Origin of the sequence: Salipiger sp. HF18 (assembly GCF_011806505.1) — a bacterium.
Lineage (GTDB): Bacteria > Pseudomonadota > Alphaproteobacteria > Rhodobacterales > Rhodobacteraceae > Salipiger > Salipiger thiooxidans.
In genome coordinates this window covers 39,222-64,469 of record NZ_JAATOS010000003.1, presented here as the reverse complement: position 1 = coordinate 64,469, position 25,248 = coordinate 39,222, and the positions used below count along the sequence as shown (strand labels likewise).

At 64.2% G+C, this 25,248-nt stretch carries 21 protein-coding genes, 4 pseudogenes and 1 other annotated feature; of the genes and pseudogenes, 13 read left to right on the top strand and 12 right to left on the bottom strand.

Features of this window, described 5'->3' with window-relative positions:
• The 4 genes and pseudogenes from HC022_RS01255 to HC022_RS01245 all read right to left on the bottom strand — a co-directional run.
• Positions 1 to 667: TAXI family TRAP transporter solute-binding subunit (locus HC022_RS01255; protein WP_254884860.1), on the bottom strand; the 667-nt coding region annotated here is incomplete at its 3' end.
• Between the two features lie 855 nt (positions 668 to 1,522).
• Positions 1,523 to 1,732: a 4-oxalocrotonate tautomerase family protein gene (locus tag HC022_RS01250; RefSeq protein ID WP_008884938.1), complete on the bottom strand. Its 210-nt coding sequence runs from the start codon at positions 1,730 to 1,732 to the stop codon at positions 1,523 to 1,525.
• Between the two features lie 142 nt (positions 1,733 to 1,874).
• Positions 1,875 to 2,198, bottom strand: a pseudogene (locus HC022_RS28910) (SDR family NAD(P)-dependent oxidoreductase); the annotation flags it as partial.
• Complete coding sequence (locus HC022_RS01245) at positions 2,153 to 2,890, bottom strand: SDR family oxidoreductase (protein ID WP_167451037.1); 738 nt, start codon at positions 2,888 to 2,890, stop codon at positions 2,153 to 2,155. The pseudogene HC022_RS28910 and the gene HC022_RS01245, both read right to left, overlap by 46 nt.
• Positions 2,891 to 2,991: 101 nt before the next feature.
• On the opposite strand from HC022_RS01245, the gene HC022_RS01240 reads away from it, so the two are divergent.
• The 9 genes from HC022_RS01240 (at position 2,992) to HC022_RS01200 (ending at position 12,559) form a co-directional block, all read left to right on the top strand.
• Positions 2,992 to 3,894: a LysR family transcriptional regulator gene (locus HC022_RS01240; RefSeq protein WP_167451036.1), complete on the top strand. Its 903-nt coding sequence runs from the start codon at positions 2,992 to 2,994 to the stop codon at positions 3,892 to 3,894.
• A gap of 674 nt (positions 3,895 to 4,568) precedes the next feature.
• On the top strand, positions 4,569 to 5,219 hold the full coding sequence (locus HC022_RS01235) for an isochorismatase family protein (RefSeq protein WP_167451035.1): 651 nt from the start codon (positions 4,569 to 4,571) through the stop codon (positions 5,217 to 5,219).
• Between the two features lie 44 nt (positions 5,220 to 5,263).
• The gene (locus HC022_RS01230; RefSeq protein WP_167451034.1) at positions 5,264 to 6,499 is read left to right on the top strand and encodes an amidohydrolase family protein; all 1,236 of its coding nucleotides are present in this window, start codon (positions 5,264 to 5,266) and stop codon (positions 6,497 to 6,499) included.
• Positions 6,500 to 6,516: 17 nt separating this feature from the next.
• Positions 6,517 to 7,233 (top strand): haloacid dehalogenase, encoded by a 717-nt coding sequence (locus HC022_RS01225; RefSeq protein ID WP_167451033.1) that lies wholly within the window; start codon positions 6,517 to 6,519, stop codon positions 7,231 to 7,233.
• A gap of 68 nt (positions 7,234 to 7,301) precedes the next feature.
• On the top strand, positions 7,302 to 8,423 hold the full coding sequence (locus HC022_RS01220) for a C4-dicarboxylate TRAP transporter substrate-binding protein (RefSeq protein ID WP_167451032.1): 1,122 nt from the start codon (positions 7,302 to 7,304) through the stop codon (positions 8,421 to 8,423).
• A 63-nt stretch (positions 8,424 to 8,486) separates the two neighbouring features.
• Positions 8,487 to 8,981 carry a TRAP transporter small permease subunit gene (locus HC022_RS01215; RefSeq protein ID WP_167451031.1) on the top strand — a complete coding sequence of 165 codons (495 nt, stop codon included), beginning with the start codon at positions 8,487 to 8,489 and terminating at the stop codon, positions 8,979 to 8,981.
• A gap of 21 nt (positions 8,982 to 9,002) precedes the next feature.
• Positions 9,003 to 10,310 (top strand): TRAP transporter large permease, encoded by a 1,308-nt coding sequence (locus HC022_RS01210; protein ID WP_008885787.1) that lies wholly within the window; start codon positions 9,003 to 9,005, stop codon positions 10,308 to 10,310.
• Between the two features lie 133 nt (positions 10,311 to 10,443).
• Positions 10,444 to 11,079 carry a TetR/AcrR family transcriptional regulator gene (locus HC022_RS01205; protein WP_167451030.1) on the top strand — a complete coding sequence of 212 codons (636 nt, stop codon included), beginning with the start codon at positions 10,444 to 10,446 and terminating at the stop codon, positions 11,077 to 11,079.
• A gap of 427 nt (positions 11,080 to 11,506) precedes the next feature.
• Positions 11,507 to 12,559 (top strand): phage late control D family protein, encoded by a 1,053-nt coding sequence (locus tag HC022_RS01200; RefSeq protein WP_167451029.1) that lies wholly within the window; start codon positions 11,507 to 11,509, stop codon positions 12,557 to 12,559.
• A 307-nt stretch (positions 12,560 to 12,866) separates the two neighbouring features.
• Here HC022_RS01200 and HC022_RS01195 read toward each other — a convergent pair whose 3' ends face one another.
• From HC022_RS01195 to HC022_RS01185, 3 genes are all read right to left on the bottom strand, one after another.
• Complete coding sequence (locus tag HC022_RS01195; protein ID WP_167451028.1) at positions 12,867 to 13,910, bottom strand: glycine betaine/L-proline ABC transporter ATP-binding protein; 1,044 nt, start codon at positions 13,908 to 13,910, stop codon at positions 12,867 to 12,869.
• 10 nt (positions 13,911 to 13,920) lie between these two features.
• Positions 13,921 to 14,955 carry a proline/glycine betaine ABC transporter permease gene (locus HC022_RS01190; RefSeq protein ID WP_008886133.1) on the bottom strand — a complete coding sequence of 345 codons (1,035 nt, stop codon included), beginning with the start codon at positions 14,953 to 14,955 and terminating at the stop codon, positions 13,921 to 13,923.
• A 105-nt stretch (positions 14,956 to 15,060) separates the two neighbouring features.
• The gene (locus HC022_RS01185; RefSeq protein ID WP_167451027.1) at positions 15,061 to 16,053 is read right to left on the bottom strand and encodes an ABC transporter substrate-binding protein; all 993 of its coding nucleotides are present in this window, start codon (positions 16,051 to 16,053) and stop codon (positions 15,061 to 15,063) included.
• 409 nt (positions 16,054 to 16,462) lie between these two features.
• Here HC022_RS01185 and HC022_RS01180 point away from each other — a divergent pair.
• Positions 16,463 to 17,335 (top strand): annotated as a pseudogene (locus HC022_RS01180) (IS3 family transposase); the annotation flags it as partial.
• Positions 16,744 to 16,897: a sequence feature (AL1L pseudoknot), on the top strand. Its footprint overlaps the pseudogene before it by 154 nt.
• Before the next feature lie 144 nt (positions 17,336 to 17,479).
• Positions 17,480 to 17,740, top strand: a complete 261-nt coding sequence (locus tag HC022_RS01175) for a hypothetical protein (protein ID WP_217703850.1) — start codon at positions 17,480 to 17,482, stop codon at positions 17,738 to 17,740.
• A 176-nt stretch (positions 17,741 to 17,916) separates the two neighbouring features.
• On the opposite strand, the pseudogene HC022_RS01170 reads toward HC022_RS01175, so the two are convergent.
• From HC022_RS01170 to choX, 5 genes and pseudogenes are all read right to left on the bottom strand, one after another.
• Positions 17,917 to 18,549 (bottom strand): annotated as a pseudogene (locus tag HC022_RS01170) (tyrosine-type recombinase/integrase).
• Between the two features lie 302 nt (positions 18,550 to 18,851).
• Positions 18,852 to 20,008 (bottom strand): annotated as a pseudogene (locus HC022_RS01165) (IS5 family transposase).
• A gap of 154 nt (positions 20,009 to 20,162) precedes the next feature.
• Entirely contained in the window at positions 20,163 to 21,185 is a 1,023-nt protein-coding gene (choV, locus tag HC022_RS01160; RefSeq protein WP_167451026.1) for a choline ABC transporter ATP-binding protein, read from the bottom strand.
• On the bottom strand, positions 21,182 to 22,018 hold the full coding sequence (choW, locus tag HC022_RS01155; RefSeq protein ID WP_008883970.1) for a choline ABC transporter permease subunit: 837 nt from the start codon (positions 22,016 to 22,018) through the stop codon (positions 21,182 to 21,184). Before choW ends, choV begins: the two co-directional genes overlap by 4 nt.
• Before the next feature lie 116 nt (positions 22,019 to 22,134).
• Entirely contained in the window at positions 22,135 to 23,055 is a 921-nt protein-coding gene (gene choX, locus HC022_RS01150; RefSeq protein WP_167451025.1) for a choline ABC transporter substrate-binding protein, read from the bottom strand.
• Positions 23,056 to 23,154: 99 nt separating this feature from the next.
• On the opposite strand from choX, the gene betI reads away from it, so the two are divergent.
• Positions 23,155 to 23,727, top strand: a complete 573-nt coding sequence (gene betI / locus HC022_RS01145; RefSeq protein ID WP_089954168.1) for a transcriptional regulator BetI — start codon at positions 23,155 to 23,157, stop codon at positions 23,725 to 23,727.
• Positions 23,724 to 25,235: a choline-sulfatase gene (gene betC / locus HC022_RS01140; RefSeq protein WP_167451024.1), complete on the top strand. Its 1,512-nt coding sequence runs from the start codon at positions 23,724 to 23,726 to the stop codon at positions 25,233 to 25,235. The genes betI and betC overlap by 4 nt, the downstream gene beginning before the upstream one ends.
• The last annotated feature ends 13 nt before the right edge of the window (positions 25,236 to 25,248 follow it).

Genomic DNA, 25,248 nt, shown 5'->3' with positions numbered 1-25,248 from the left:
AGGTGCCGGCGGGGATCACGCCTGCGGCATAGGGCGCACCGAGCGTGCCCGCGACTTCGGCCGGGATCGACACGTAGGTCACGTCCTGGGTCGACGACAGGTCCTTGAGCGCCGCGGAGCCGAGGCCCGAGGATTGCAGCGTCGCGTCAAGCTGGCGGTTCTTCATCAGCTCGACCGATTCCGCGAAGGGCAGGGATTCCACCTTGCCGAGATCGTCGTAGCTCATGTCGAGCGCGCCGAGGATCTTGCGGGCGTTGACCTCGGTGCCGGACTTGGCCGCCCCGACCGAGACCGACTTGCCGACCAGATCGCTCACCGTCACGGCGCCGGACTCGGCCGAGGCCGCGATCTGGATGTAGTTCGGGTAGATGGCGGCGATGGCGCGCAGCTTGTCGAGCGGCTTGGTGAAGCCCACATCCTCGTTGCCCTCGAAGGCGTCCTTGACGGAATCGCCGAGCGCAAAGCCGATCTCGCCCCGGCCCTGCTGCAGCAGGTTCAGGTTCTCGACCGAGGCCTTGGTGGACTGCACCTGCGTGCGGGCATCGGGGATGTTCTGGCCGTAGATGTCCGCCAGCGCCACGCCCAGCGGATAGTAGACACCCGAGGTGCCGCCCGCGAGGACGTTGATGAATTCCGCGGCCATGGCGGCCGGAGCGGACAGGGACATGCTGCCGGCGAGCAGAGCGCCGAACCCAATAGTTCTGATCATGATTTCCTCCCAGAAAGACGCGCTTGAGGCGCGTGGTGTCCGCACTGTGAGGAAGGAAATCCGCTCGCACAACTGCCGAGGCCGGGGTTCCGGCAATTTTCGTCGCAGGGTTTCGCCTGGGCCGGGGCAGAAATCCGCCACGCATGGCTCACGCGCCGCTTCCGGCCATCGGGGCCCCGCGCGCGGCCCGTCGCGCCGCCTCCGTACGCTGCAACCGCGACGGAGACTTGCGCAAGCCCGGACGGCGGCCACCGTCCGAAGCAGTGTGTTGAGGGGTGTTATTGAGGTATCAAAGGGCATCCATGAGGAAAATCGAAACGTGACGGGCCCCTGTCTCGTTGTTCAGTCCCGGCATCTGGTGGATCGGGTCCAAGACGAGTCTGTCCGGCTCTGATGTCCAGATCCTGCAGACGTATTCGCAGGGTGTGAGCCTGTTGAGGGCCTTGAGCCGGCGAGCGACGTTGTATGGGTAGCGTCCACGCAGGTGGACGCTACCGCGGTGCGAACCGCGAAAACAGGCCGGACACAAGACCGCTTCCTAAAAGGGACACGCAGTCTCATTTCCATCTTGCTATGCGGGAGCCATCCACACCGGCCGTTCCCGGCGGGAAAGGGCCCGGCGGGAAAGGGAATGATCCACACGCAGAACGGGAAGCACGCGCAATTCGGCGGACCCTGTGCTGTAGTGGAGCGCTCTATGGTATCAGTGAAAGACTTTGAGCAAGGGAGACAGATCGTGGTGTGTTACATCGGATTAACCATCCCCATGGATAGACCCACTGGCCGCAAGCAGCAGCCAGTGGGTTTCGGATTTCATCGCGCGCGGTAGGCCTCCGGAATCGAGAAGGGCTCATCTGCGCGGTAATAGCCGCCATCAAGCACCTCCTCGATCAGCACCATGGTATGCGGTCGAGCTGCTTCGGAGAAGTATTCGACCAGCATCTCGGTCACGCGATGCCCGATCTCCGCTTTCTGGTCGGATGTCAGGGCCGCTTCGGGTGTCTTGATGTTCACGAATGGCATGGTTTGTCTTCCTTTCAGGGTTGGGGTTAGGGGGGAGCAGGTCGGCAAGGCCAATCCGCTGCGGAAGTTGGACGCGGCCACGCTCGGCCATGCCGTTGACGATCTCCGCCCCATCCCGGGGCGGGGCGAGATGGGTCCCAATGAGACCTGCATCGCGGATAAGCCCGTCGAGACGGCCTGCGCGCGTCTTCACGTGCGCCGGGGCCGCGGCGACCGGGCCATCGCGGGGGACATCGAGCTCCAGCGTCTCGATATGCTGCCCGTCTGCCGCCAGGTCCGCGCCCTCCCCCACAGCGGGCGCGCCGTCATAGGCCGTGGAATCGCGCATTGAGGCAAAGACGTGGTGGCCGTCGTAGGCGAGTTTTCTGGCGATCAGGGCGCCAAAGCCGCTTGACGCACCAGTGATCAGGACAGGCGCCGTCAGATCACGCCGCCGTTGGCCCGAATGACCTGCCCGCTGATCCATTCCGCCTCGTCGCTCGCGAGGAACCGCACGACGCGCGCGATGTCCTCTGGCGTGCCCATGCGACCAAAGGGGTTCATGCCCTTGATCTGCTCCACCAGCGCGTCACTCTTGCCCGCCAGGAAAAAATCGGTGCCGACAGGGCCCGGGGCCACCGCATTGACGGTGATGCCCTTCGGCCCCAGTTCCTTGGCGAGGATGTGGGTCACCGCCTCGATCCCGGCCTTGGTCGCCGCATAGAGCCCGTAGCCGGGCTGATAGAGCCCCACGACCGAAGACGAGAGGTTCACGATCCGCCCGCCCTCCGCCAGCCGCCGCGACGCCTCGCGCATCAATCGTATGGGGGCGGCAAGGTTCAGCGCCACCTGGGCGTCGATCTGGGCGTCATCAGCCTCTTCGAGAGGCGAGAACACCATCATCCCGGCGTTGTTCACAAGGATGTCGATGCCGCCGAAGGCGGCCTCTGCCGCGTCGAAAAGGGCCACGGGTGCGGCAGGGTCTGCCAGATCGGCATGGATCGTGACCGCCTGACCGCCGGCGTCCGTGATCTCTGCCGCGAGGGCCTCTGCCGCGTTGGGGCTGTTTGCATAATTGATGGCAACACGAATGCCGTCGGCTGCCAGGTGACGCGCGATCTCGGCCCCGATGCCGCGGGATGCGCCGGTCACGATCGCCGTTCGGGTTTCATGGGTCATGACGTTCTCCGTTTGAGTACGGGAGACAGCTAAGCCATGCGCCGTGACTGAACAATTACCGGAAAATTGACATCACAATTCATTCTGAACTAACAAACGGAATGGACAGACTGGATCGGCTTGAACTCTTCACCCGCATCGTCGAGGGCGGCAGCTTCGCCCGCGCGGCGCGGGATCTGCATGTCGCCCGGTCCACCGCAACAAATGCGATCAACCAGCTGGAGCAGGAAGCGGGCGTGCGTCTTCTGGCGCGCACCACCCGCCAGGTCGCGACGACGCCGGAAGGTGCCGAGTTCTATCGCAGAGCACGGGCGATCCTGGCAGAGGTCGAGGACACGTTCGGGACCTTCGCCAGCGGCAGCCCCACCGGCCATCTGCGCATCGATGCGTCCGGATTGCTGACGCGCACCTTCCTCGTTCCGCATCTTCCGGCATTCCTGGAACGGTTTCCGGGCCTGACAATATCCTTTTCGCAAAGCGACCGCTTCGTCGACATCGTGCGTGACGGAGTGGATTGCGCGCTGCGGGCCGGGCACCCGCAGGACAGCAGCCTGCGGATGCGAAAGCTGGGAGAGTTGCCCGAGATCACCTGCGCAAGCCCGGCCTACCTGGCCCGCCACGGCACGCCGCACGATTGCGATGACCTGGAAAGCCACAGGATGATCGGCTTCCTGTCGTCGCGGACAGGCGAGGTGATGCCACTGGAATTCAGGCGCGACGGCGCCACCGTCTACCGTCGCCTGCCAGCGCCGGTCTCTACCGACAATTCCGACACGGCTGCGGCGCTTGCACGGCAGGGCCTGGGGCTGATCCAGGCCCCGCGCTACCGGTTTGCAAGCGATCTGGCTTCTGGCGCGCTGGTAGAGGTGCTTGAGGGAACGCCCCCCGAACCGCTCCCCCTCAACGCAATCCATGCCGGTGACCGCAGTGTCTCGCGCCGGTTGGAGGTCTTTCTGGATTGGGTGAAGGAGATGTTCTCCGACACGGACCGAAAGCCCGATTAGGGCGGATTGTGTTGAAAAAGCAGGCCTGTTGCACAAACCGGCTGAGGGATTCATCTCGCGAATCCGGTGTGGTAGCTGGGCTGCATGTGCAGACCTCCCGACCTGCAAGACCAGGAGCTGGCCGGGCTACAATGAAGCGCTCAAGCGCGGAGGCTCGCTGACGATCCGTTGACCGGCAGTGCATTGCGCAGCAATGACACGAGAGGTTGGTTCGAGCCCGAGACGAACTTGGATGTCTTCGACGCTCTGGTGGTGACCAGCTCAAGACATGTTGTGCGGGCCGGATGCGCCTTCTGGTCGTGGCGTCGCGCGAAGGGCGATGCATGTTGCGCGTTGCTGTCGTTGCGTTCTGCCTGCCCCCCCCGTCGTTGGCATCGTCACCGTCACCGTCAAGCGTGTTGAAGGGGCGTTGTGCTCGAAGCGTCTGGCAAGGGGCAGGGCGCTTCGGCCGCAGACCATCCAACCGCAGGCGACACCTGACGCGCCGCCTGCGCTGTCGGAATGGCACCGAAGGGCTGCTGGCCGCCGGGCGGCCCAGATCAATCCTTTCGCGGTTCGGGCGCCGGGCGATCCTTTTTGGGGAGCTGCATGGCATCTTTCAAAAAAACAGTCTTGACTGATTTGTTTTGGCTAACGTTCAATGCCCGGGAACACGCAGACACGGAGGTGTCCCGATGGGCAACGACGACCACAAGAACCGAAGCTATGGCGAGATTCCCGTGGGCACCGGCTTCAAGCCCGGCATCGTCGTCGTGGACTTCCAGCTCGGGTTTACCGACCCGGACTATCCCCTCGGCGGCGCGCCGCTGGTCATGCGGGCGCTGAAAAACACCGAGACGCTGCTCAAGGCGGCGCGTCGCTACGGCGTTCCGGTGGCAAGCTGCAACACCGCCTACATGAACGAACGCGAGATGCCCTACTGGAAGATCACCGCCGTTCGCGAGACCTTCCGACACGATCACCCCAGCGTCGCGCTCGATCCGCGCATCCACGATCCCGCCTATGATCTCGTGGTCTGCAAGAAGGGACCCTCGATCTTCTTCTCGACCGGAGTGGCAGACTACTTTGCCAAGGAACGCGTCGATACGGTCATCGTGACCGGCTGCAACACCAGCGGATGCATCCGTGCGACCGCGATCGACGCCTTCAGCCACCGCTATCGCACGCTCGTTCCCGAGGATTGCGTCGGGGACATCGAGGAGCAGCCGCATCGGGACAACCTGCGCGACCTCGGGCGCCGCTACGTCGACGTGGTCGATCTGGACCATGCCCTTGCGTATCTCGAGCGCTGGCACGCGGCACAGGCGACCCCTCAGGAGGCATGAGCCGACGGCGGCCCGCCCCTCACCTCTCATCACGGACAGAACACATGGCTCTTACACTTCTCAAGAACGCCCGGATCGTCGACGGCACCTCGCCCGAGATCGCGGATCCGGTGAACATCGTCATCGAGGACGGCATCTTCCGGGAGGTCTCGCCGACGGCGACGGTCGACGCGGACGAGACGCTCGATCTCGACGGCCTGACCGTCATGCCGGGTCTGATCGATTGCCACGTGCACGTCATCGCGACCACCGCGAACCTTGGCCTGAACGCAGCGCTGCCGTCTTCTCTGATCGCCGCGCGCAGCTCGAGGCTGATGAAGGACATGATCATGCGCGGGTTCACGACGGTCCGCGATCTCGGTGGCGCCGATGTCGGCCTGAAGCAGGCGGTGGATGAGGGGTACTTCACCGGACCGCGGCTGGTGATCTGTGGCAAGGCCCTGTCGCAGACCGGCGGCCATACGGATTATCGTGGCCCCTACAGCAACCTCGACGTCAGCCACTACACGACCCAGCTCGGCGCAATGGGCCGGATCTGCGACGGCATTCCCGAGGTCCAGCGCGCGGCGCGGGAAGAGATCAAGAACGGGGCGCAGTTCGTCAAGGTCATGGCGGATGGCGGGGTCTCGTCGCCGTCGGATCCGGTCGGTTACCTGGTCTTCTCGGTCGACGAGCTGAAGGCCATCGTCGAGATCGCCAAGGGCTTCGGCACCTATGTCACCGGGCACCTCTACACGGACGAGGCAATCGTTCGGGCGCTGGATTGCGGTTTCGAGTGCATCGAGCACGGCAACCTGATGTCCGATGCCACCATCGCAAGGATCGCACGTGAGGGCATCCCCGTCGTACCGACGAACATCACCTATGACCTGCTGGCCCGGAAGGGGGCCGAGTTCGGCCTGCCGCCCGAATCGGTCGCCAAGATCGCGGACGTGCGCGAAGCCGGGCTCGAGCGTCTGGGCAAGATGCACGAGGCAGGTGTGCTGATGGGCTACGGATCGGACCTGCTCGGCGGAATGCAGACCGCGCAATCCGGGGAGTTCCCGCTGCGTGGCCAATACATGCCAGCCGATGCCGTCATCCGGTCGGCGACCGTCGACGCGGCGCGTGTCGTGCGCATGGAGGGCCAGATCGGGGCCATCACGCCCGGCGCCTTTGCCGATGTCATCGCGGTCGAGGGCAACCCGCTCGAGGACCTGTCGCTGCTGACCGGGCAGGGCGCCCACATGCCGCTCATCATGAAGGACGGCGTCGCCGTCAAGAAAGCCTCTGTACTCTGAACCCCAACGAGGACGTCATGCTCAAGGACTACTCCGCTCTCAGCTTCGACATCTACGGAACGGTCATCGACTGGGAGACCGGCATTCTCACCAACATGCGTCCGCTGACGGACCGGTTGTCCCAGGAAATGAGCGACGACGAGGTGCTGGAACTTCACGCGCGCATGGAAAGCTCGCATCAGGCGCTGACGCCCGCGAAGGGCTATTCGAGTCTTCTGGCGACGGTCTACCGCCGCTGTGCCGAGGCCATGGGCCTCGCCACGGACTGGGAGGCCTGCGAGACCTACGGCAACAGCGTCGGCAACTGGCCGGCGTTCGAGGACAGCGCCGAGGCGCTCGCCTATCTCAAGCAGCACTACAAGATGATCGCGCTGTCGAACGTCGACAACCGCAGCTTTGCGGGCTCCGCGGCGAAACTGGGCATCGCCTGGGACGGAACCTACCTTGCCGAGGACATCGGCTCCTACAAACCCAACCAGCGCAACTTCGATTACCTTCTGGGCATGATCGACGCTCTGGGGGTCGAGAAAGCCCAACTCCTGCACACGGCCGAGAGCATGTTCCACGACCATGTCCCGGCGCGTGGCAACGGGCTGGACAACGCGTGGATCTATCGGCGCCATGCCAAGACAGGTTTCGGCGCGACCATGGATCCGGGTAAGCTTGCCGAGACCACCTATCGCTTCAACAGCCTGAGGGAGATGGCAGAGGCACACGAAAAGGGCGACATCTGACGCCTTTCCGGCGGAGCCGGCGGCAAAAAGTCCGGCCCGTCCCTTTCCAACGCACAGGGAGACCAACCATGAAGAAGCTCATCGTCTCGACGGCTCTCGCCGCCACGCTTGCACTGCCGGTGTCGGCCGAGACCAATTTCATCGCGAACAGTTTCTATGACGCGGCCGTGCCGATGTCGCAGCAGGGCTACATCCAGTGGGCGGAACTGGTGAAGGAGCTTTCGGGCGGCGACCTCGTCCCCGAGGTCTACACGGGCACCGTGCTTCTGGCACCGCGCGCGTCGCTTCAGGGGGTGCAGGACAACGTCGTGCAGGTCGCGCACCACGCCGCCATCTACACGCCCTCGGACCTGCCGGTCGCGAACGCCGTGCAGGAGCTCGGCTTCAACTTCAGTGACCCGCTGCCGACGATCTTTGCCGTCACCGAGTTCTCGATGACCAACCCGACCCAGTTGCAGGAATGGAAGGACAAGAGCGTCGTCTACCTCGGCGCCTATACGACACCGCCCTACATCCTGATGTGCTCGAGCCCGGTCCGCACGCTTGAGGAACTGAAGGGCAAGCGCATCCGCACCGCCGGCTCCAGCGTGTCGGTCTGGGTCGAGGAGGCCGGAGGCATCCCGGTCAACGTGCCGTCGAGCGAGATGTATACCGGCCTCGAGCGCGGCACGCTCGACTGCGCCACCAATGCCGCCAGCGATCTCGTCGACCGTTCGCTGATGGAGGTCGCGGAGCACACCACGCTGCTGTCCACCGGGATGTACTGGTCGGGCCCGCAGTGGGGCTTCAACCCGAGCTTCTGGGCCGGGCTCACCCCCGAGCAGCGCGGCGTGCTGATGGAGGCCTCGGCCCGCTCGATGGCGCGCATGATCATTGCCTACACCGCCAATGCCGAGGCGGGCCTCAAGGCCTCGCAGGAGGCGGGCGGCAACGTCTACGAGCCGGGCGAGGATCTGCTCGCCTCGGTGACCGCCTTCCGCCAGAAGGCCATCGACTCGGTCTACGCCACCGCGCAGGAACAGTATGGCCTGAGCAACGGGCAGGAGGTCATCGACGACTTCCTCGGCAAGATGGAAAAGTGGCAGGGCCTGCTGGCCGATGTCGCGCCGGATGACGAGGACGCGCTTACCGAGCTTGCGATGCAGGAGATCTACAGCAAGATCGATCCGGCCACCTACGGCGTGGACTAAGGCACACCGGGCGGATCCGCACCCGCGGACCCGCCCTGCAATCCCCTGACGCGGAGACTGCCGATGCAGCGACTCATGACCGCAATCCGCTGGCTCAACATCGGAAGTGCAACGTTGGCGAGCGCGATGATGGTGCTGATGATGCTGCACATCACGCTCGATGTCGCCAATCGCTACTTCTTCAACGGGCAAATCGTGGGCACGCTCGAAGTGGTGTCCTTCTACTACATGGTGGCGCTGGTCTTCCTCGCCTTCGGCTTCGTCGAACTCAAGCACGAGAACATCCGGGTCGACCTGTTTGCGCAGATGATGCCGAGGCCGGTGCAGTTCGCGCTTTACCTTCTGGCCTGTGTGCTGGGGCTGATCTTCTTCGGGATGCTGTTCTGGCAGACGCTGCACGACGCGATCCGCGCCACCGGCAGCGGCGAGGAGGCGATGAGCAACTTCCGCTTCATCATCTGGCCCTCGCGCTGGTCGCTGCCGATCGGCTTCGCCGCCGCCTTCCTCGCGGTCATGGCCAACCTTCTCACTTCCGTATCGCAGCGCAAGGCGCTGTGAACCCGCTCTGGAGAACCTGTGATGAGCAACCTTGACGTCGGGATCGGCGGTGTCGTCCTGGCCCTCGTGCTGATTGCCCTGCGCGTGCCGGTCGGGCTGGCGCTCGGGCTGGTCTCCATCGGCGGCATCGCCCTGATGTTCAACATGAACGTGGCATGGGGCATGATCTCGGCCACCCCCTTCGACTACGTCGGCCAGTGGGAGCTGTCGGCGGCGCCGATGTTCCTGCTGATGGGCTTCCTGTGCTCGTCCACGGACATGACGCGTGGGTTGTTCCTCGCGTTGCGGATCTACCTGTCGCGCCTGCCGGGAGGGCTGGCGATCACCTCGGTGGGGGCCTGCGCCTTCTTCGCGGCGGCCTCGGGATCGTCGGTCGCGACCGCCTCGGCGATGTCGCGCATGGCGGTGCCGGAGATGCTCAAGAACGGCTATGACAGGGGCCTTGCCACCGGCACCATTGCCGCCTCTGGCACCCTCGGCTCACTCATCCCTCCGTCGGTACTGCTGATCCTCTACGGGGTCTACGCACAGGTTTCGGTCGGACAGCTGTTCATGGCGGGCTTCCTGCCCGGCCTGCTGTCCGCGCTCATCTACATGGCCATGATCATCGTCCGGGTGAAGCTGAAGCCCGAACTCGCGGGCAGCGGAGAGGTTGTCGTCACCGACGAGGAACGTCGCGAGGCGATGCGCGACATCTGGCCCCTGCCGACGCTGATCCTGCTCGTGCTCGGAGGCATCTTCACGGGCGTTTTCTCTCCGACCGAGGCAGGCGCGCTCGGCGCATTCTTCGCCGCGCTGATCGCGCTGGTGCGCCGCAAGCTGAACTGGAAGACCTTCGTCGAGGCCGTCAGCCAGGCGATGATCTCGACCGCGTCGATCTTCATCATCCTGATCGGCTCGCTGTTCTTCACGCGCTTCCTGGCGCTTTCCGGCTTTCCGCGCGCCTTCAGCAACGCGATCCTGTCGGTCAGCGACCAGACCTGGTGGATCCTCTTCGCCGTCGCGGTGATCTACCTCGTGCTCGGGATGCTCATCGACAGCATCGGCCTGCTGTTGCTCACCCTGCCGATCCTGGTGCCGATGATCGACGCCTCAGGGATAAATGCGGTCTGGTTCGGGATCATCGTGATCAAGCTGCTGGAGATCGGTCTGATCACTCCGCCGATCGGGCTGAACGTATACATGATAAACGGCGCCTTGAAGAACGCGGTGACACTGCCCGAGATATTCCGGGGCATCACGTGGTTCCTTGCGATGGACCTGCTGACGCTGCTGATCCTGATCGCCTTCCCGATGATCTCGCTGTGGCTTCCGTCGCTCGCCTACTGAGCCCTATCAGTGTAGGGGGGGGAGCGGCCCGGAGTGCTCCACCCTCGGCGCGCCGAGACGTGCTGGCCGATCGGAGAGGGGGCCTCGGGTCGCTTGCGACCTGAGGAATGTTTGGCAGAAGAGGGGTCCAGACGTGAAACGAGACGGACCGGTTCAGGCGCGCAGCGTGGCGACGCGGGAAAAGCTCATCGAGGCGGCGCTGGATACGATCTTCGACGTCGGCTACGAAAAAGCCTCGACGCCCGAGTTCTCGCGGCGGGCCGGAGTGTCCCGCGGCGCGCTCCTGCATCACTTCCCGGCGCGGTCCGACATCATGGTCGCGTCCATGGAGACGCTCCTGCGCGGCGGCACCGACGAGATTCGCGACATGGCGGCCTCGGTCTCGCGCAACGAGATCGGTCTCAATGCCTTCATCGACTGGCTGCACCAGCTCTTCTCGGGGCGCTTCTTCTACCTGGCCGTCGAGTTCATCAACGGCTCGAGAACGGATGACGAGCTTCGCGCCCGGATGATTCCGGTGGTTCGGGAATTCCACGAGGCGCTCGACGAGATCTGGAGAGGGTTTTGCGAGCCGACGGACCTCTCGGCGCAGGAAGCGGCGGTGGTGCTGAACATGACCCTGTGCCTGCTGCGCGGCATGGGCATACAGACCGTGCTGCGGCAGGATCCGGCCTACTTCAAGCGCCTGCTGGATGCGTGGAAGGCCGTTCTGCCTCACTTCATGACCGGCGAGATGAAGGACCGCATGTTTCCGCCCCCCGACGGGTGATCATAGGTGGTCGGGGCGTGCGAGATCCACTCGCACGAGGGGCGGCGCGTCCCGGTGGTCTCGCTCGGAGGCGGGTTCGCAGGATCGCGGAGATGCAGGTGACCACTTGGGATCTGCACGCTTCTTGCCCCCGGCTGGGGCGATGCACACCGCAGGTTTGCACGGCGCGCCGGAGCGCTGCGAGCGCCTTCGTCTCCTGTCCTCTCGCAACAGACCCCAGGCACCAAGTCGTACTCCCGGCGTGCGAGTGGGCCTCGTGGGCGAATGACCGGCGGACACGGTCTTCGCGCCGGGCGACGTCGAATGTTGCCAAGGGGTGGCTCGCCCCGCACTATGGTGCCACCGAGTTCTGGCCGTCCGAATTGATCGCGATTTCCGCGGTGCGGCGGCCCAAAAAGCCTTTCGATCCAACGTTCAGGAAATCCATATGTCCCGTTCCGTGCGTTCGCCCAATGCCGATCTGGTTTCCTTCGAACTCCTGATCGACGACGCTCCGCTTCCCGACGACATCGTGGTGCGCAGCTTCGAGGTCGATCAGGGGCTGAATAGGTTGCCGCGCGTCCGCATCGTGGTCGAGGACGGCAATGCCGCCGAGCAGGCCTTCGATGTCAGCAGCGCCTCGCTCTTCGTTCCCGGTGCCGGGATCGCACTGGCGCTCGGATACCATGGACAGCACACCCGCGTGTTCCAGGGCATCGTGCTTGCGCAGTCCATCCGGATCGAAGCTGTTGGCAGCCCTGTCCTGATCGTCACCTGCGGGGACAGGGCAGAGAAGCTGGCGCGGCTCACGGCTCCCGTTGTCGGAGACGATCTGAACGACGAAGACATGGTCGCGGAAATCCTCCAGGGGGCTGGCCTCGACGCGGATCTCGCCCGGATGAGCGGCCGCTCCGCCCGGGAAGTGCGACAGGGGGCGACGGCCTGGGACTGCCTGCTCGGAATTGCATCGGCGAACGGCCTTGTGGTTTCGGTCGGCAATGGCCGGGTGGCACTTGCTGCGCCGAGCTTCGACGCGCCGGACTTGTTTGCCGCGTTTGGCGACAGCATCCTCGGGCTGGAGCTGAGCATGAACGCAGCGACGCAAGACGCCGCTGTCCGGGTCGAGGCTTTCGATGCCGAAGGTCACGAACGGATCAGCGCAACGGCTTCAGAGCCGTCGGTCAATGCGCACGGCAACCTGACCGGCAAGGTGCTGTCCAGAGTGCTCGATGTCACCCGTTCGGTGATGAGCGACTCCGCCATGCAGCCGGAAAAGCTTCAGGCATGGGCCGACGCGCTCTTGTTCGAAAGCCGCCTTTCTCGCGTCACGGGGGAGGTCCTGCTCCCGGGGAATGCCTCTCTCGTTGCAGGTCACCTGCTGGAGCTGAACGGCCTCGGAGATCGCTTCAACGGCAATGCATACATGACCTCGGTGCGTCACATCGTCGAGAGTGGTGCGTGGCAGACAAGCGTTTTCCTTGGGTTCGAGGACCGCGTCTGAGGTGGTTCGAGTTTGGGCGGGGTAACGAGAAGCCCTGTCTCAGAGCGCCCTGCGTCCGGATCACATTCGTGAACGATTGCCCGCGAGCCCCGGAATGTCTGTCCGCTTGCCATTGGAATCGCTTTCCGCGAAGCCCGGAATGCGCACCCCAGGGGCCATAGCGCCAACCTGACCTGCCACTGAACTTTCATCCAGCCGCGACCGGAGTCCGGTTGGTATTTACGCCGGTTGGCGCGGGTTGAGCAATCGCCCGACGCGCGGAGCTTTCATCTCGCGCAGCGTGGCGGGCGATTGCGGTGGTCAGGGCTCAACCTGCTGCTTCAACGCGCCGCGGCACCAGGGCCTGCACGACGGATTTCATGTCGATATAACCCAACGTTTCGCCATCGTTCTTTACGTCGAAGACACGGTCCAGATTGCCCTCGGCCAGCGCGATGATGCTCTCCAGGTTGTCGCCTGGAGCGACCTCCCCGTCGATCGGAGCGTCCGGCTTGCGGCCCGTCATCACCGAGCGCACGCGCAGCACGCGCGCGCGATTGATGTCGGCGACGAATTCCTCGATGTACGGGTCTGCAGGATTCAGCAAGATTTCCTGCGGCTGGCCCTGCTGCACCACTGCGCCGTCTTTGAGGATCACCAGGTGATCGGCAAGCTTCAGTGCTTCATCAAGATCGTGGGTGATGAAGATGATCGTCTTGTGCAGTTCGTCCTGCAGCTCGAGCAGAAGGTTTTGCATGTCCGTGCGGATCAGCGGATCCAAGGCGGAAAACGCCTCGTCCATCAACATGATGTCCGAGTTTGATGCCAGAGCCCGCGCAATACCGACGCGCTGCTGCATGCCGCCCGAGAGCTGGTGGGGATACTGCTCGCCCTGACCGGCAAGTCCGACCCGGTCGAGCCACTTGTTGGCCTCGCCCTCATAGTCGCGGCGCGCCTTGCCGCGCGTGGCCAGCGCCATGCCAGCGTTTTCCAGCACGGTCCGGTGCGGCAGAAGAGCGAAGTTCTGGAACACCATCGACATGGATTCCCGGCGCAGGGTGCGCATCTGCGCGTCGTTCCACGACAGGATGTCCTCGCCATTGACAAGCACCTCGCCAGCCGTGGGTTCGATCAGCCGGTTGAGGTGACGGATCAGCGTGGACTTGCCCGAGCCCGAAAGGCCCATGATGACGGTAATCTCGCCTTCTTTCATGTCGACGTTGATGTCCTGCAGGCCCAGCACATGGCTCGTCTGGTCCAGCAGCTCGGCCTTCGTCATTCCTTCGCGGACCTTGGCGAGGGCCCCTTTGGGGTCCCCACCGAAGATCTTGTAAAGGTGCCTGATCGAGACTTTCACGTTCTTCCTGGTCATGTCCGTCTCCTTAGCGGCTGGTCTGGCTGGCATCGATGCGTGCGAGCGAGGCTTTGGTCACGCGGTCCAGCGCAATGGCCAGAACCACGATGCCAAGACCGGCGATCAGACCGACACCCAGCTCGAGGTTGCGGATGCCGCGCAGCACCAGGATGCCAAGGCCCGGGGCCGAGACCATCGAGGCGATGACCACCATGGCAAGGCTCATCATGATCGTCTGGTTCACGCCCGCCATGATGTTGGGCAGTGCCAGCGGGATCTGCACGCCAAAAAGCTTCTGGCTTTTGGTCATGCCAAAGGCGTCGGCCGCTTCGATCACGTCCGGATTGACAAGCCGGATACCGAGGTTGGTCAGGCGCACCACCGGCACGATCGCGTAGAGGATGACGGCGATCCCATAAAGCTTGGGCTCGGTCACCGAGAACAGGAAGATCAGCGGGATCAGGTAAACGAATGGCGGCAGGGTCTGCAGCATGTCCAGCACCGGCGTCAGCACGCTCTGCAGGCGATCACTGCGTGACATGGCGATCCCTATGGGTACCCCGAGCAAAACGCATATGAAGGCGCAGACGAAAATGATCGCGAGGGTCTGCATGGCGACCTCGTAGTGGTCGACAAAGGCGAGGCCCGCAAGCACCAGCGCCACGAAGCCCACGACCTTCCATGACCGGCCCACCACCCAGGTGATCACAAGAAGTATCGGAACCATGGCCCACCAGGGCGTTTCGGTCATCACCCAAAGCATGTCCTCAAGCGCCCAGCTCAGCGGTTGCGTCAGCGGATCGACGACCACGCGCAGCGCATCGCGAATGCCGAGAAAGCCGGTTTCCAGCCCAAGCGTCAGATCGCGCGATTGCGGAATGGCCGAGCAGGCCTCGTGCAGGGCATCGAGCGAAGGAAATGGAAAATCCCGCAACGAGCTGTCGGCATCGGCGCCGCTTGACTTGGCCAGCAGGTCGGCCATTGACATTGGTGCGCCGGAGTCCTGCGTGCCGCACCAGTCCCTCAGGCCAAGGGTGTCGAAGAGACCATCATAGGTTGCCATATGAGCATTGCGGCCCTTGCAGGCCCTCCTTGTTGTTGAAAACCAAAACGGGGCCGATTGCCCGGCCCCGTTGAGAGTCTGCGCCCCGAAGGGCCGAGCACTCGATTATTGAACGAGTGCCGAGAGGTTCTCGCGCGCCTCGTCGCTGACCCAGTTGGTCCAGGTGTCGGACGCGGTCGACAGGAAGTAGACGGCGACTTCCTCGTTCGAAGCGTTGTTCTCGTCCTTCCATGCCAGGAGGCCCGACATCTGGTCGGTCGCGAAGGTCATTTTGGTGAAGAACTCGGTCACCTCGGGGTTCTCTTCGGCGAACTCGGTGGTGACGGATGTCAGGATCGGCGCCGCGGGGAAATCCGAGACCTGCGGGTCGGGGGTGTCGGGGTTCTGCAGCGGGGTGAAGGCCGCCTCGTCATAGCCGCCCAGGTCCACCTTGGTCATGTCGTACTTGCCGAGCGGGACAGTCGGACCCCAGTAGTAGCCGAACCAGGGCTCACCGCCGGTCACAGCCGCGCCCATCGACGTCGCGAGCGTCTCGCCCGAGCCGTGGTTGAAGACCTCGATGCCATGACCTTCGAGATCCAGCGCGCGTGCCAGGTTATCCGACACCACGCGGCAACCCCAGCCATCGGGGCAGTTGTTGAAACGGCTGCCGACCAGTTCGGGGTTCTCAAGGATACCGTCGATGGTCTTCAGTTCGGGGTGCTCTTCGGCGAGCGAGGTAGGGATCCACCAGCCCTCGACACCGCCCGGCTCGAGCACCGAGGTCAGGCGCTGGATGGTGCCGCCTTCTTCGAGCTTGGTATAGGCTTCGCCGCCCGAGTTGAGCCAAAGGTTGGTCACAACGTCCGGCTCGCCGTTTTCGGCGACCGAGGTGATGGCGGGGATGGTGTCGGACTGCACCAAGGTGACATCGCAGCCATACCCCTGCTCAAGCAGGAACTTGGCGATGTTTGTCGTCACTTCGGCAGCGGCCCAGCCCATCTGGGCGATCGAAACTTCGCCGCACTGGCCTGCGTCGTCCTGGGCCTGCGCCTGACTGGCCAGCGGCAGTACGAGGGTGGCAACGAGGGCAGTAGATGCGAGCTTCATAGTACGCATGAGGTTCTCCTTTGTGACTTTCATTTGAATGCGGAAAGGACAGCGCACGCCATGAGGGTTGGCATGTTCAGGACATGCCAAGCGTTCATTTTGCGTTTCTTTTCAACATTTATTCAGTAGATAACAGGCCCTGCGTCGAACCGCAAACGGGCGAGCGCGGGTGTGCTCCACCGGGCGCGCGCTCGCCCCTGATGATCGGACCAGTGGCGGTCGGCCATCGTTGCTTCGCCGTGCGCACTCTGTTCTCCTGAAGGGCACCAATACAAGCTTGGTCCTTGCCCCATATCCCAAGCGCGAAGAGGGAAGAGCACCGCTTCGTCTGGGTTTCCCAGTCCGACCCCGATCGGGGCACGACCTGAACCGCCCCGGGTTTGCCGGAGGCTCCAACTCCTGAGTAAGGTGGAGCACTATGAGCAAGACTACGAACAAGTTTTCGCCGGAAGTCCGCGAGCGCGCCGTGCGGATGGTTCTCGATAACGAGGGTCAGCATGGCTCTCGCTGGCAGGCGATCACGTCGATCTCAGCGAAGATCGGATGTTCGGCGAACACGCTGAACGATTGGGTAAAGAAGGCCGAAGTCGACAGCGGGATGCGTGCCGGTATCCCGAGCGACATGGCTGAGAAGATGAAGGCCCTTGAGCGTGAGAACCGGGAGCTCCGGCAGGCGAACGAGATCCTGCGTAAGGCGAGCGCATATTTTGCGATGATCGAAGGCAGCAGCGGCATCGCTTCGAGCGCTGCCTGAGATGCTCGACCGCCGGTCGAAGTGATGGTGGATTTTATCGAGGCGCACAGGGATGCGCATGGGGTCGAGCCGATCTGCGCGGTGCTGCCGATCGCCCCTTCCACCTACTACGATCACCTGGCGAAGCGGGTGGATACAGCGCGATTGTCGGACCGTGCCCTTCGCGATGCCGCCCTGCGGCCCGAGATACGCCGTGTGTTCGAAGAGAACTGGCGCGTCTACGGTGTCCGCAAGGTCTGGCGACAGCTCGTTCGGGAAGGCTTCGCTGTCGCGCGCTGCACGGTGGCAAGGCTGATGAAGGACATGGACATCCAAGGCATCATCCGTGGCAAGCCGCACAGAACGACGATCCCCGACAAGAAAGCGCCATGTCCGCTGGACAAGGTGAACCGCGAGTTCCGCGTCCCGGCGCCTAACATGCTCTGGGTCAGCGACTTCACCTACGTCGCCACCTGGAAAGGCTTCGTCTATGTCGCTTTCGTCATCGACGCCTATGCGCGCAAGATCGTCGGCTGGCGGGTTAGTACATCGGCGCAGACAGGGTTCAGCGGACCCGCGCCGCCGCGGTAGTTCGCACTGCAGGGCATCTCCGAGGTCTTGCGCAGCGAGATGGCGCCGTTCGGGGCGCATGTAACGGCACTTTGCCCCGGCTCCTTCCGCACCGACTGGGCAGGTCGATCCATGGTTCGGAGCGTACGCTCTATCAGCGATTACGACAGTTTCTTCGACCCGATCCGCCAAGCGCGGCAGGAAAAGCACGGCGCCCAGCTCGGCGCCCCCGCCAAGCTCGCTGAGGCCGTCCTCGGCCTCGTGATGTCGGACACTCCCCCGCCGCAGCTTCTGCTCGGCAGCGACGCGCTCGGCCTTGTGCGCAAGCGGCTTCATGCGATGCTCCAGGAAATCGATGACTGGGAGGCCGTCACCTACTCCACGGACAGCTAAAGGCGCATGAAGGCCCTCACACTTCGGGCCCGGAGACACTCCGCCGTCGGACCCGCCTTCGCCTTTCGCTGCGCCCGACAAGAGCGACAGCTGTGGGCTCGAAGCCCAGGTCGGCACGTATCTCCTCGCACGTCCGGTCTCGGCTGGCGAACGGCGTGCGCCGTCCGCCGAAGGTATCAAATGTCGACCGACTCCGCGATGCTCAGAGCATCCTCAAGTTCAACGCCCAGGTACCGGACCGTACTGTCCACCTTGGTGTGACCGAGCAGGAGTTGGACCGCGCGAAGATTGCCTGTCTTGCGGTAGATCTGCGCAGCCTTGGTGCGCCTCAACGAGTGCGTGCCGTAGTCGCTCGGCTCGAGACCGATCGCCGTCACCCACTCTCGGACGAGGCGCGCGTATTGTCGCGTCGAAATGTGCGGTCTGGCATGAAACCGGCTCGGGAACAGGAAGGCGCAGCCGGTCGTCGCTGGCCGATTCACCCAAGCCGAGATCGAAGCTCAGGTGTTTTCCGTGACTTCGAACTGAACAGGGCGGCGGGTCTTGCTCTGGATGACCGATACGCGTTCGCGGACACGATCGCCGACAACGATCTCGGCGACCCTCGGACCGACGAGGTCGCAGCCCCGCAACTTGCTGTCGATGGCGAGATTGAACAGAGCGAGATCGCAAAGGTTGCCCGCGAGTTCGAGGCGTGCACGGATCGCCCAGACCTGTTTCGGCAGCAGAGGCCGTTTCTGGCCAACGAGCCTGCCACGGTTCCAGGGGCGTCGCTTCGGTTTGATGGCGGGGAGCTGGATTTTGGACATGAGACTTTCTCCATCCGTCCCTCCCGGCCCAGGCGTCGACATCGCATGACCCTGCGATGCCAAGCGACGTCGCGAATGACCGGTGAAGAAGATTGGCTCCGGGGCGCCGCCGCCGCGTTGCCGCAAGGCTGCTACGATCCCTATGTGGCCGTCGGCCCCAATGCCCACCGCCGCCCTCTACCAAAACAAGCTGATAAAGCTCTGCAATTGTCCTTGCCAGACGACTTATTTGCACGCGCATTTCGCCTGGCTCTGTCGCACAGATCGGGTGATGGGCGGGGTAACCCCTTCCCCGGACAGACTTATCCCGCAGCCTCCGTGATCGGGATGCCGGGCGCGGTGTCGCCGTTCAGGACGGCGATGCGGACCTGGAGGTCGGCGACCTGACTGTCAAAGTTGCGTGCCATGAGCCGCTCGCCCATCAGTTTCACGCAATGCATCCACTGACCGGCAGGGTCATGCGCAGCATGATCCCGGTAGGTTTCGTCCCGACACGGCTGCGGCGGTGGTATCCGGTCCATCCACTGCCCGGCAGGCGCAACCGCAGGATGCTGCCGAGAGGGGTCGCCAGATGGCGCGACCGAGGTATTTCGACGCGCGAAGCGCCTCGTTGCGCGCGATTGCGCCTGCTGTCGTGGGTTTCCAGGGCCTGGCGTTCCTGCGGAGGGGGAGGGCGGCCTGGAATTGATCCGGTGGATCAATTCAGCCCTGAACGGGCGGAGCCCCGGGGGGATGACGGCATGCGCACCGCGGTCAGCGATGGCATCGTGGCATTTGCGGGTATCGCAGGCGCCGTCTGCCGTGACGCTGCCGATCTCCTGGCCCTCCGATATCTGGCTGAGAAGGTCGGGCAAGACCGGTGCATCGCCAATGTGGCTTCCGGTGACTCGACAGCCCGGATTTTCAGCGTTTCCTCGTCGAGCCCAAGGTGGATCTTGCGCCAGACCCGCCTTTTTGGGCCCCCATGCTTGCGGGCGTGCCACTCACCTTCGCCCTCGACCTTGATCCCAGTGCTGTCCGCGGCCCGGAAGGGCATTGCGCAGCAATGTCCCGAGAGGGATCAACAGGTGCAGCGGCCCCTTGGAGCCGCGATAGGGGATGTTCACGGTAAGGGTCTGCTGGCGGCGGGACAGAGTGCTGAAATCGGGCACCGACCAGTCGAGGCCCACCAGTCGCAACAGGCTGTCGACAAACCCTGTCGTCTTTCTCAGGGCCATGCCGAACAGCACCTTCATCGTCAGGCACGACTGAATGGCGGCGTCGCTGCAGGTCCGCTGGCGGCCACGCCTGCCTGTCGGTGCGGCATCCCAGGTCATGGTGGGATCGAACCAACCTCTCGTGACATTGCTGCGCAATGCACTGACGGTCAACGGATCGTCAGCGAGCCCCGGCGCTCGAGCGCTTCATTGCAGGCCGGCGAGTTCCTGGTCCTGTAGGTTGGGGGTGTGGGTTTGCTCATGCATCCCAGCTACCTCTCTGGATTCACAAAATGAATCCCCCACAGAATTTGTGCACAAATGCCGGATCACATCATCAAACCGTGGGATCAAACACCCAAGAATATGCGGCGACCGCCGGGCGGGGGCCGGCGGTCGCTTTGCTTGTGCCGTCGCTCAGTGCGAGGCGCGGAGGCCGCGGAGGACGTCGTCCTTGCCGAGCTGGCCCACGAGCTGGCCGTTCTCGACCACGCCCAGCGGGACGTTCGCCGCGAGCAGCGTGTCGAAGCCGTCGCGCACGAGGCAGTCGGCCTCGATGGTGGCGGTGGGTTGTCCTGCCAGCGGCTGCATCAGATCGCGGGCGCGCAGCACGCCCAGTGGGTTCATGTGCTGCACGAACTCGGCCACATAGTCGTTCCGGGGGTCGGTAAAGATGTCCTGCGGCGCACCGCTCTGGACGATCCGGCCGCCCTCCATGATCGAGATGTGGTCGCCCAGCTTGAAGGCCTCGTCGAGATCGTGGCTCACGAACAGGATGGTGCGCTTCAGCCGCTCCTGCAGCTCGAGAAGCTCGTCCTGAAGCTTGGTGCGGATCAGCGGGTCGAGGGCCGAGAAGGGCTCGTCCATGAGCAGGATCGGGGCCCGGGTGGCGAAGGCCCGGGCGAGGCCCACGCGCTGCTGCATGCCGCCCGAGAGCGCGCTCACCTTGCTGTCGGCCCAGTCCGAGAGACCCACCAGCGACAGCTGCTCGTCGATGCGCTCGTTGGCCTCGCGGGCCTTGATGCCAGCAAGCTCGAGGCCGAGGCCGACGTTCTCGCGCACCGTGCGCCAGGGCAGGAGCCCGAACTGCTGGAACACCATCGCGACCTGGCGCATGCGGATGCGCCGCAGCGTCGCCGGGTCGGCGTGGGTGACGTCGACCATCTTGTCGCCGTCGTTGACCTCGACCTTGCCGCGCACCACGGGGTTGAGCCCGTTGACGGCACGCAGCAGCGTCGACTTGCCCGAGCCCGAGAGCCCCATGAGCACGTGGATCTCGCCCTGCTTCACGGTGATGTCGCAGTTGTGCACGCCCAGGACCTGCCCGGTCTCGGTCTGGATCTCGGCCCGTTGCTGGCCCGCGTCCATCAGGGGCAGGGCGCGTTTCGGGTGGTCTCCGAAGACGATGGAAACGTTGTCGATGTTGACGGCCGCGGTCATTTGCGCCCTCCGACGTTGAGGATGCGGTCGAGCATGATGGCGACCACGACGATGACGAAGCCCGACTCGAAGCCGAGGCCGGTGTTCACCTGGTTGAGCGCGCGCACCACCGGCACCCCGAGCCCGTCCGCGCCCACGAGGGCGGCAACGACGACCATGGAGAGCGACAGCATGATGGTCTGGTTGAGCCCTGCCATGATCTGCGGCACCGCGTAGGGCAGCTCGACCTTGAACAGCGTCTGGCTCGAGGTGGCGCCGAAGGCGGTGGCGGCCTCGAGCAGCGGTTTCGGGGTCGAGGAGACGCCGAGATAGGTCAGGCGGATCGGCGCGGGCAGCACGAAGATCACCGTGGCGATGAGGCCGGGGACCATGCCGATGCCGAAGAAGACGATGGCCGGGATCAGGTAGACGAAGGTCGGCAGCGTCTGCATCAGGTCGAGGATCGGCCGCAGGTACGTGTAGAGCTTGGGCCTGTGCGCCGCGTAGATCCCGATGGGAACGCCGATCGCCATGCAGACGAGGCAGGAGGACAGCACCAGCGTCAGGCTCTCGGTGGTCTCTTCCCAGTAGTCCTGGTTGAGGATGAACAGGAAGCCCGCGAACACGAACAGGGCCGTCTTCCAGTTCCGCTGGAGCGCGTAGGTGATGGCCACGAAGGCGAGGATCACGATGAGCTCTGGAGGCTCCTGCAGGATCCAGAGGATCCCGTCGATCATCCCTTCCATGAACGTGGACATGGCATCGAGAACGAACTCGCCGTTGTCCCTGATCCATTCGAAGACTGCGCTTGCCGCGTCCCCCACGGGTATCTTGTATTCGGTCAGCCACTCCACTGCGTAGGAACTCCCTCGGTTCTTGCCTTTTTATGTTCGGATTTCTGCGCTCCGTACCCGCCGTGGGCCGGAAAGAGAACCGCCCGCGGAGCGGGTCCGCGGGCGATGTCGCGGGATCACATTCCCAGGCTGGACTTGACCGCCGCGACCGCGTCGCCGCCGTCGACGGTGGTCACCCCGTCGAGCCAGCTGTCGAGAACGTCGGGGTTCTCCTTCAGCCAGGCCTCGGTGGCCTCGGCCGGGTCGGCACCGTCATCGAGGATCTCGCCCATGATCTTGTTTTCCATCTCGAGCGTGAAATCCATGTTGGCAAAGAGCTTGCCGAGGTTCGGGCACTCTTCCGAGAAGCCCTTGCGGGTCACGGTGTGGACCACACCCTCGCCGCCGAAGAAGTCTTCGCCGCCGGGCAGGTACTTGAGGTCGAAGGTGGCGTTCATCGGGTGGGGTTCCCAGCCGAGGAAGACCACGGGCTCTTCTTTCTTGTAGAAGCGCGCGACCTGCGCGAGCATGCCCTGTTCCGAGCTTTCCACGACATCGAAGTTGCCGAGGCCGAATTTGTTCTCTTCGGTCAGGCTCACGAGATAGGCGTTGCCCTCGTTGCCGGGCTCGATGCCGTAGATCTTGCCGTCGAGCTCGTCCTCGAACTTGGCGATGTCGGCGTAGCTCTGCAGGCCGGCCTCATAGGCATAGGCGGGGACGGCCAGCGTGTACTTGGTGCCTTCGAGGTTGGTGTTGATCGACTCGATCTCGCCGCTGTCGAGATAGGGTTTGATGGCGCCGTTCTGTGCGGGCATCCAGTTGCCGAGGAACACGTCCACGTCGTCGCTCTCGAGCGAGGCGAAGGTCACCGGAACCGAAAGCACCTTCACGTCGACGTCGTAGCCGAGCCCTTCGAGCACGTGCTTGGCGGTGGCGGTGGTGGTGGTGATGTCGGTCCAGCCCACGTCGGACATCGAGACTGCGTCGCAGTCTGCGAAGGCCGCGCCCGCGCCCGCGGCAGTGAGTGCGATGGCCGAAATTGCTGTGCGGAGCTTCATGTTGCTTCCCCTGTTCGTTGGCTGCGTTTTATTGATTGACCAGTCAAACAGTGCCTGATTACCTGAGTATTGCAACCATTTTTGTTGGAAGGGCCCGCGATGTCGGCTCAGGCACAGCGCAGAACGCAGCTTATTGAGGCGACGATCCAGGAGATCGGCGCCACCGGTGCGCTGACCGTCACGGTAGGGCAAATCGCCAGGCGTGCAGGGGTCTCGCCGGCCCTTGCCTTCCACTATTTCGGGGACAAGGACCGGCTGTTCCTGGCCTCGATGCGGCACATCCTGAGCGCCTACGGGCAGGAGGTGCGCGCCGCCCTGAGAGAGGCCGAATCGCCCCGTGCCCGGCTCGAGGGCGTAATTCGTGCCAGTTTCAGCGAAACCAACTTCAGCCACAACGTGATCGCCTCCTGGCTGAACTTCTATGTGCTGGCGCATCGCTCCACCGAGGCGCAGCGCCTTCTGGTGGTCTATCACCGCCGCCTGCACTCCAACCTGACCCGCGACCTGAAACAACTGGCCGGCGACGCCGCCCCGGGCATCGCCCGGCGCATCGCCGCGCTCATCGACGGGATCTACCTGCGCTTCGCGCATTTCCCGTCGGACGAGCCCGAGCAGAACGCCTCGGCCCATGTCCTGGCCGCGCTCGAAAACGAACTGAGGGCCCTCGCATGACACGACCGAACCTCCTGATCCTGATGGTGGACCAGCTCAACGGTACCCTGTTCCCCGACGGTCCGGCCGACTGGCTGCACGCGCCCAACCTCAAGGCGCTGGCGAAGCGGTCGGTGCGGTTCCGCAACTGTTACACCGCCTCGCCGCTCTGCGCGCCGGGCCGCGCCAGCTTCATGTCGGGCGAGCTTCCGTCGGTCACCGGGGTCTACGACAACGCCGCCGAGTTCCCCTCGGACCTGCCGACCTACGCCCACCATCTGCGCCGCGCAGGTTACCACACCTGTCTCTCGGGCAAGATGCACTTCGTCGGTCCCGACCAGATGCACGGCTTCGAGGAGCGCCTGACCACCGACATCTACCCGGCCGATTTCGGCTGGACGCCGGACTACCGCAGGCCGGGCGAGCGCATCGACTGGTGGTATCACAACATGGGCTCGGTGACCGGGGCAGGGGTGGCCGAGATCACCAACCAGATGGAATACGACGACGAGGTCGCCTACCACGCCACCCGCAAGGTCTATGACCTCGGGCGGCGCAAGGACGCCCGGCCGTGGTGCCTCACGGTCAGCTTCACCCACCCGCACGACCCCTACGTGGCGCGGCGCAAGTACTGGGATCTCTACGAGGATTGCGAGCACCTGCTGCCCGAGGTTGGCGATCTCGGCTACGACAACCAGGATCCGCATTCGCAGCGCATCTTCGACGCCAACGACTGGCGCAGCTTCGACATCACCGAAGAGGACATCCGCCGCTCGCGCCGGGCCTACTTCGCCAACATCTCGTATCTCGACGACAAGATCGGCGAGATCCTCGAGGCGCTCGAGGGTACCCGCCAGGCCGAGAACACCGCGATCCTCTTCGTCTCGGATCACGGCGACATGCTCGGCGAGCGCGGCTTGTGGTTCAAGATGAACTTCTTCGAGGGCTCCTCGCGCGTGCCGATGATGATGGCCGCCCCCGGGGTCGCGTCGGGACTGGTCGAGACGCCGGTGAGCAACATCGACGTCTGCCCGACGCTCTGCGATCTCGCCGGCGTCAGCATGGACGAGGTGATGCCGTGGACCGCGGGCGAGACGCTCGTGCCGGTCGCCAGGGGCGAGGGGCGCGGGCCGGTCGCGATCGAATACGCCGCCGAGGCCTCCTATGCGCCGCTGGTCGCGCTGCGCGAGGGCGACTGGAAATACACCCGCTGCACGCTCGACCCCGAGCAGCTCTTCGACCTTGCCGCCGACCCGCACGAACTGACCAACCTCGCCGCCGATCCGACCCATGCCGAGACGCTGGCGCGGTTCCGCGCCATGGCCGACGAGCGCTGGGATCTCGACCGCTTCGACGCCGAGGTCCGCAAGAGCCAGGCGAAGCGCTGGGTCGTCTATGAAAGCCTGCGCAACGGCGCCTACTACCCTTGGGACTACCAGCCGCTGCAGAAGGCCAGCGACCGCTTCATGCGCAACCACATGGACCTGAACGTGGTCGAGGAAAACGCCCGCTACCCGCGCGGCGAATGACCTTTCGACAGAG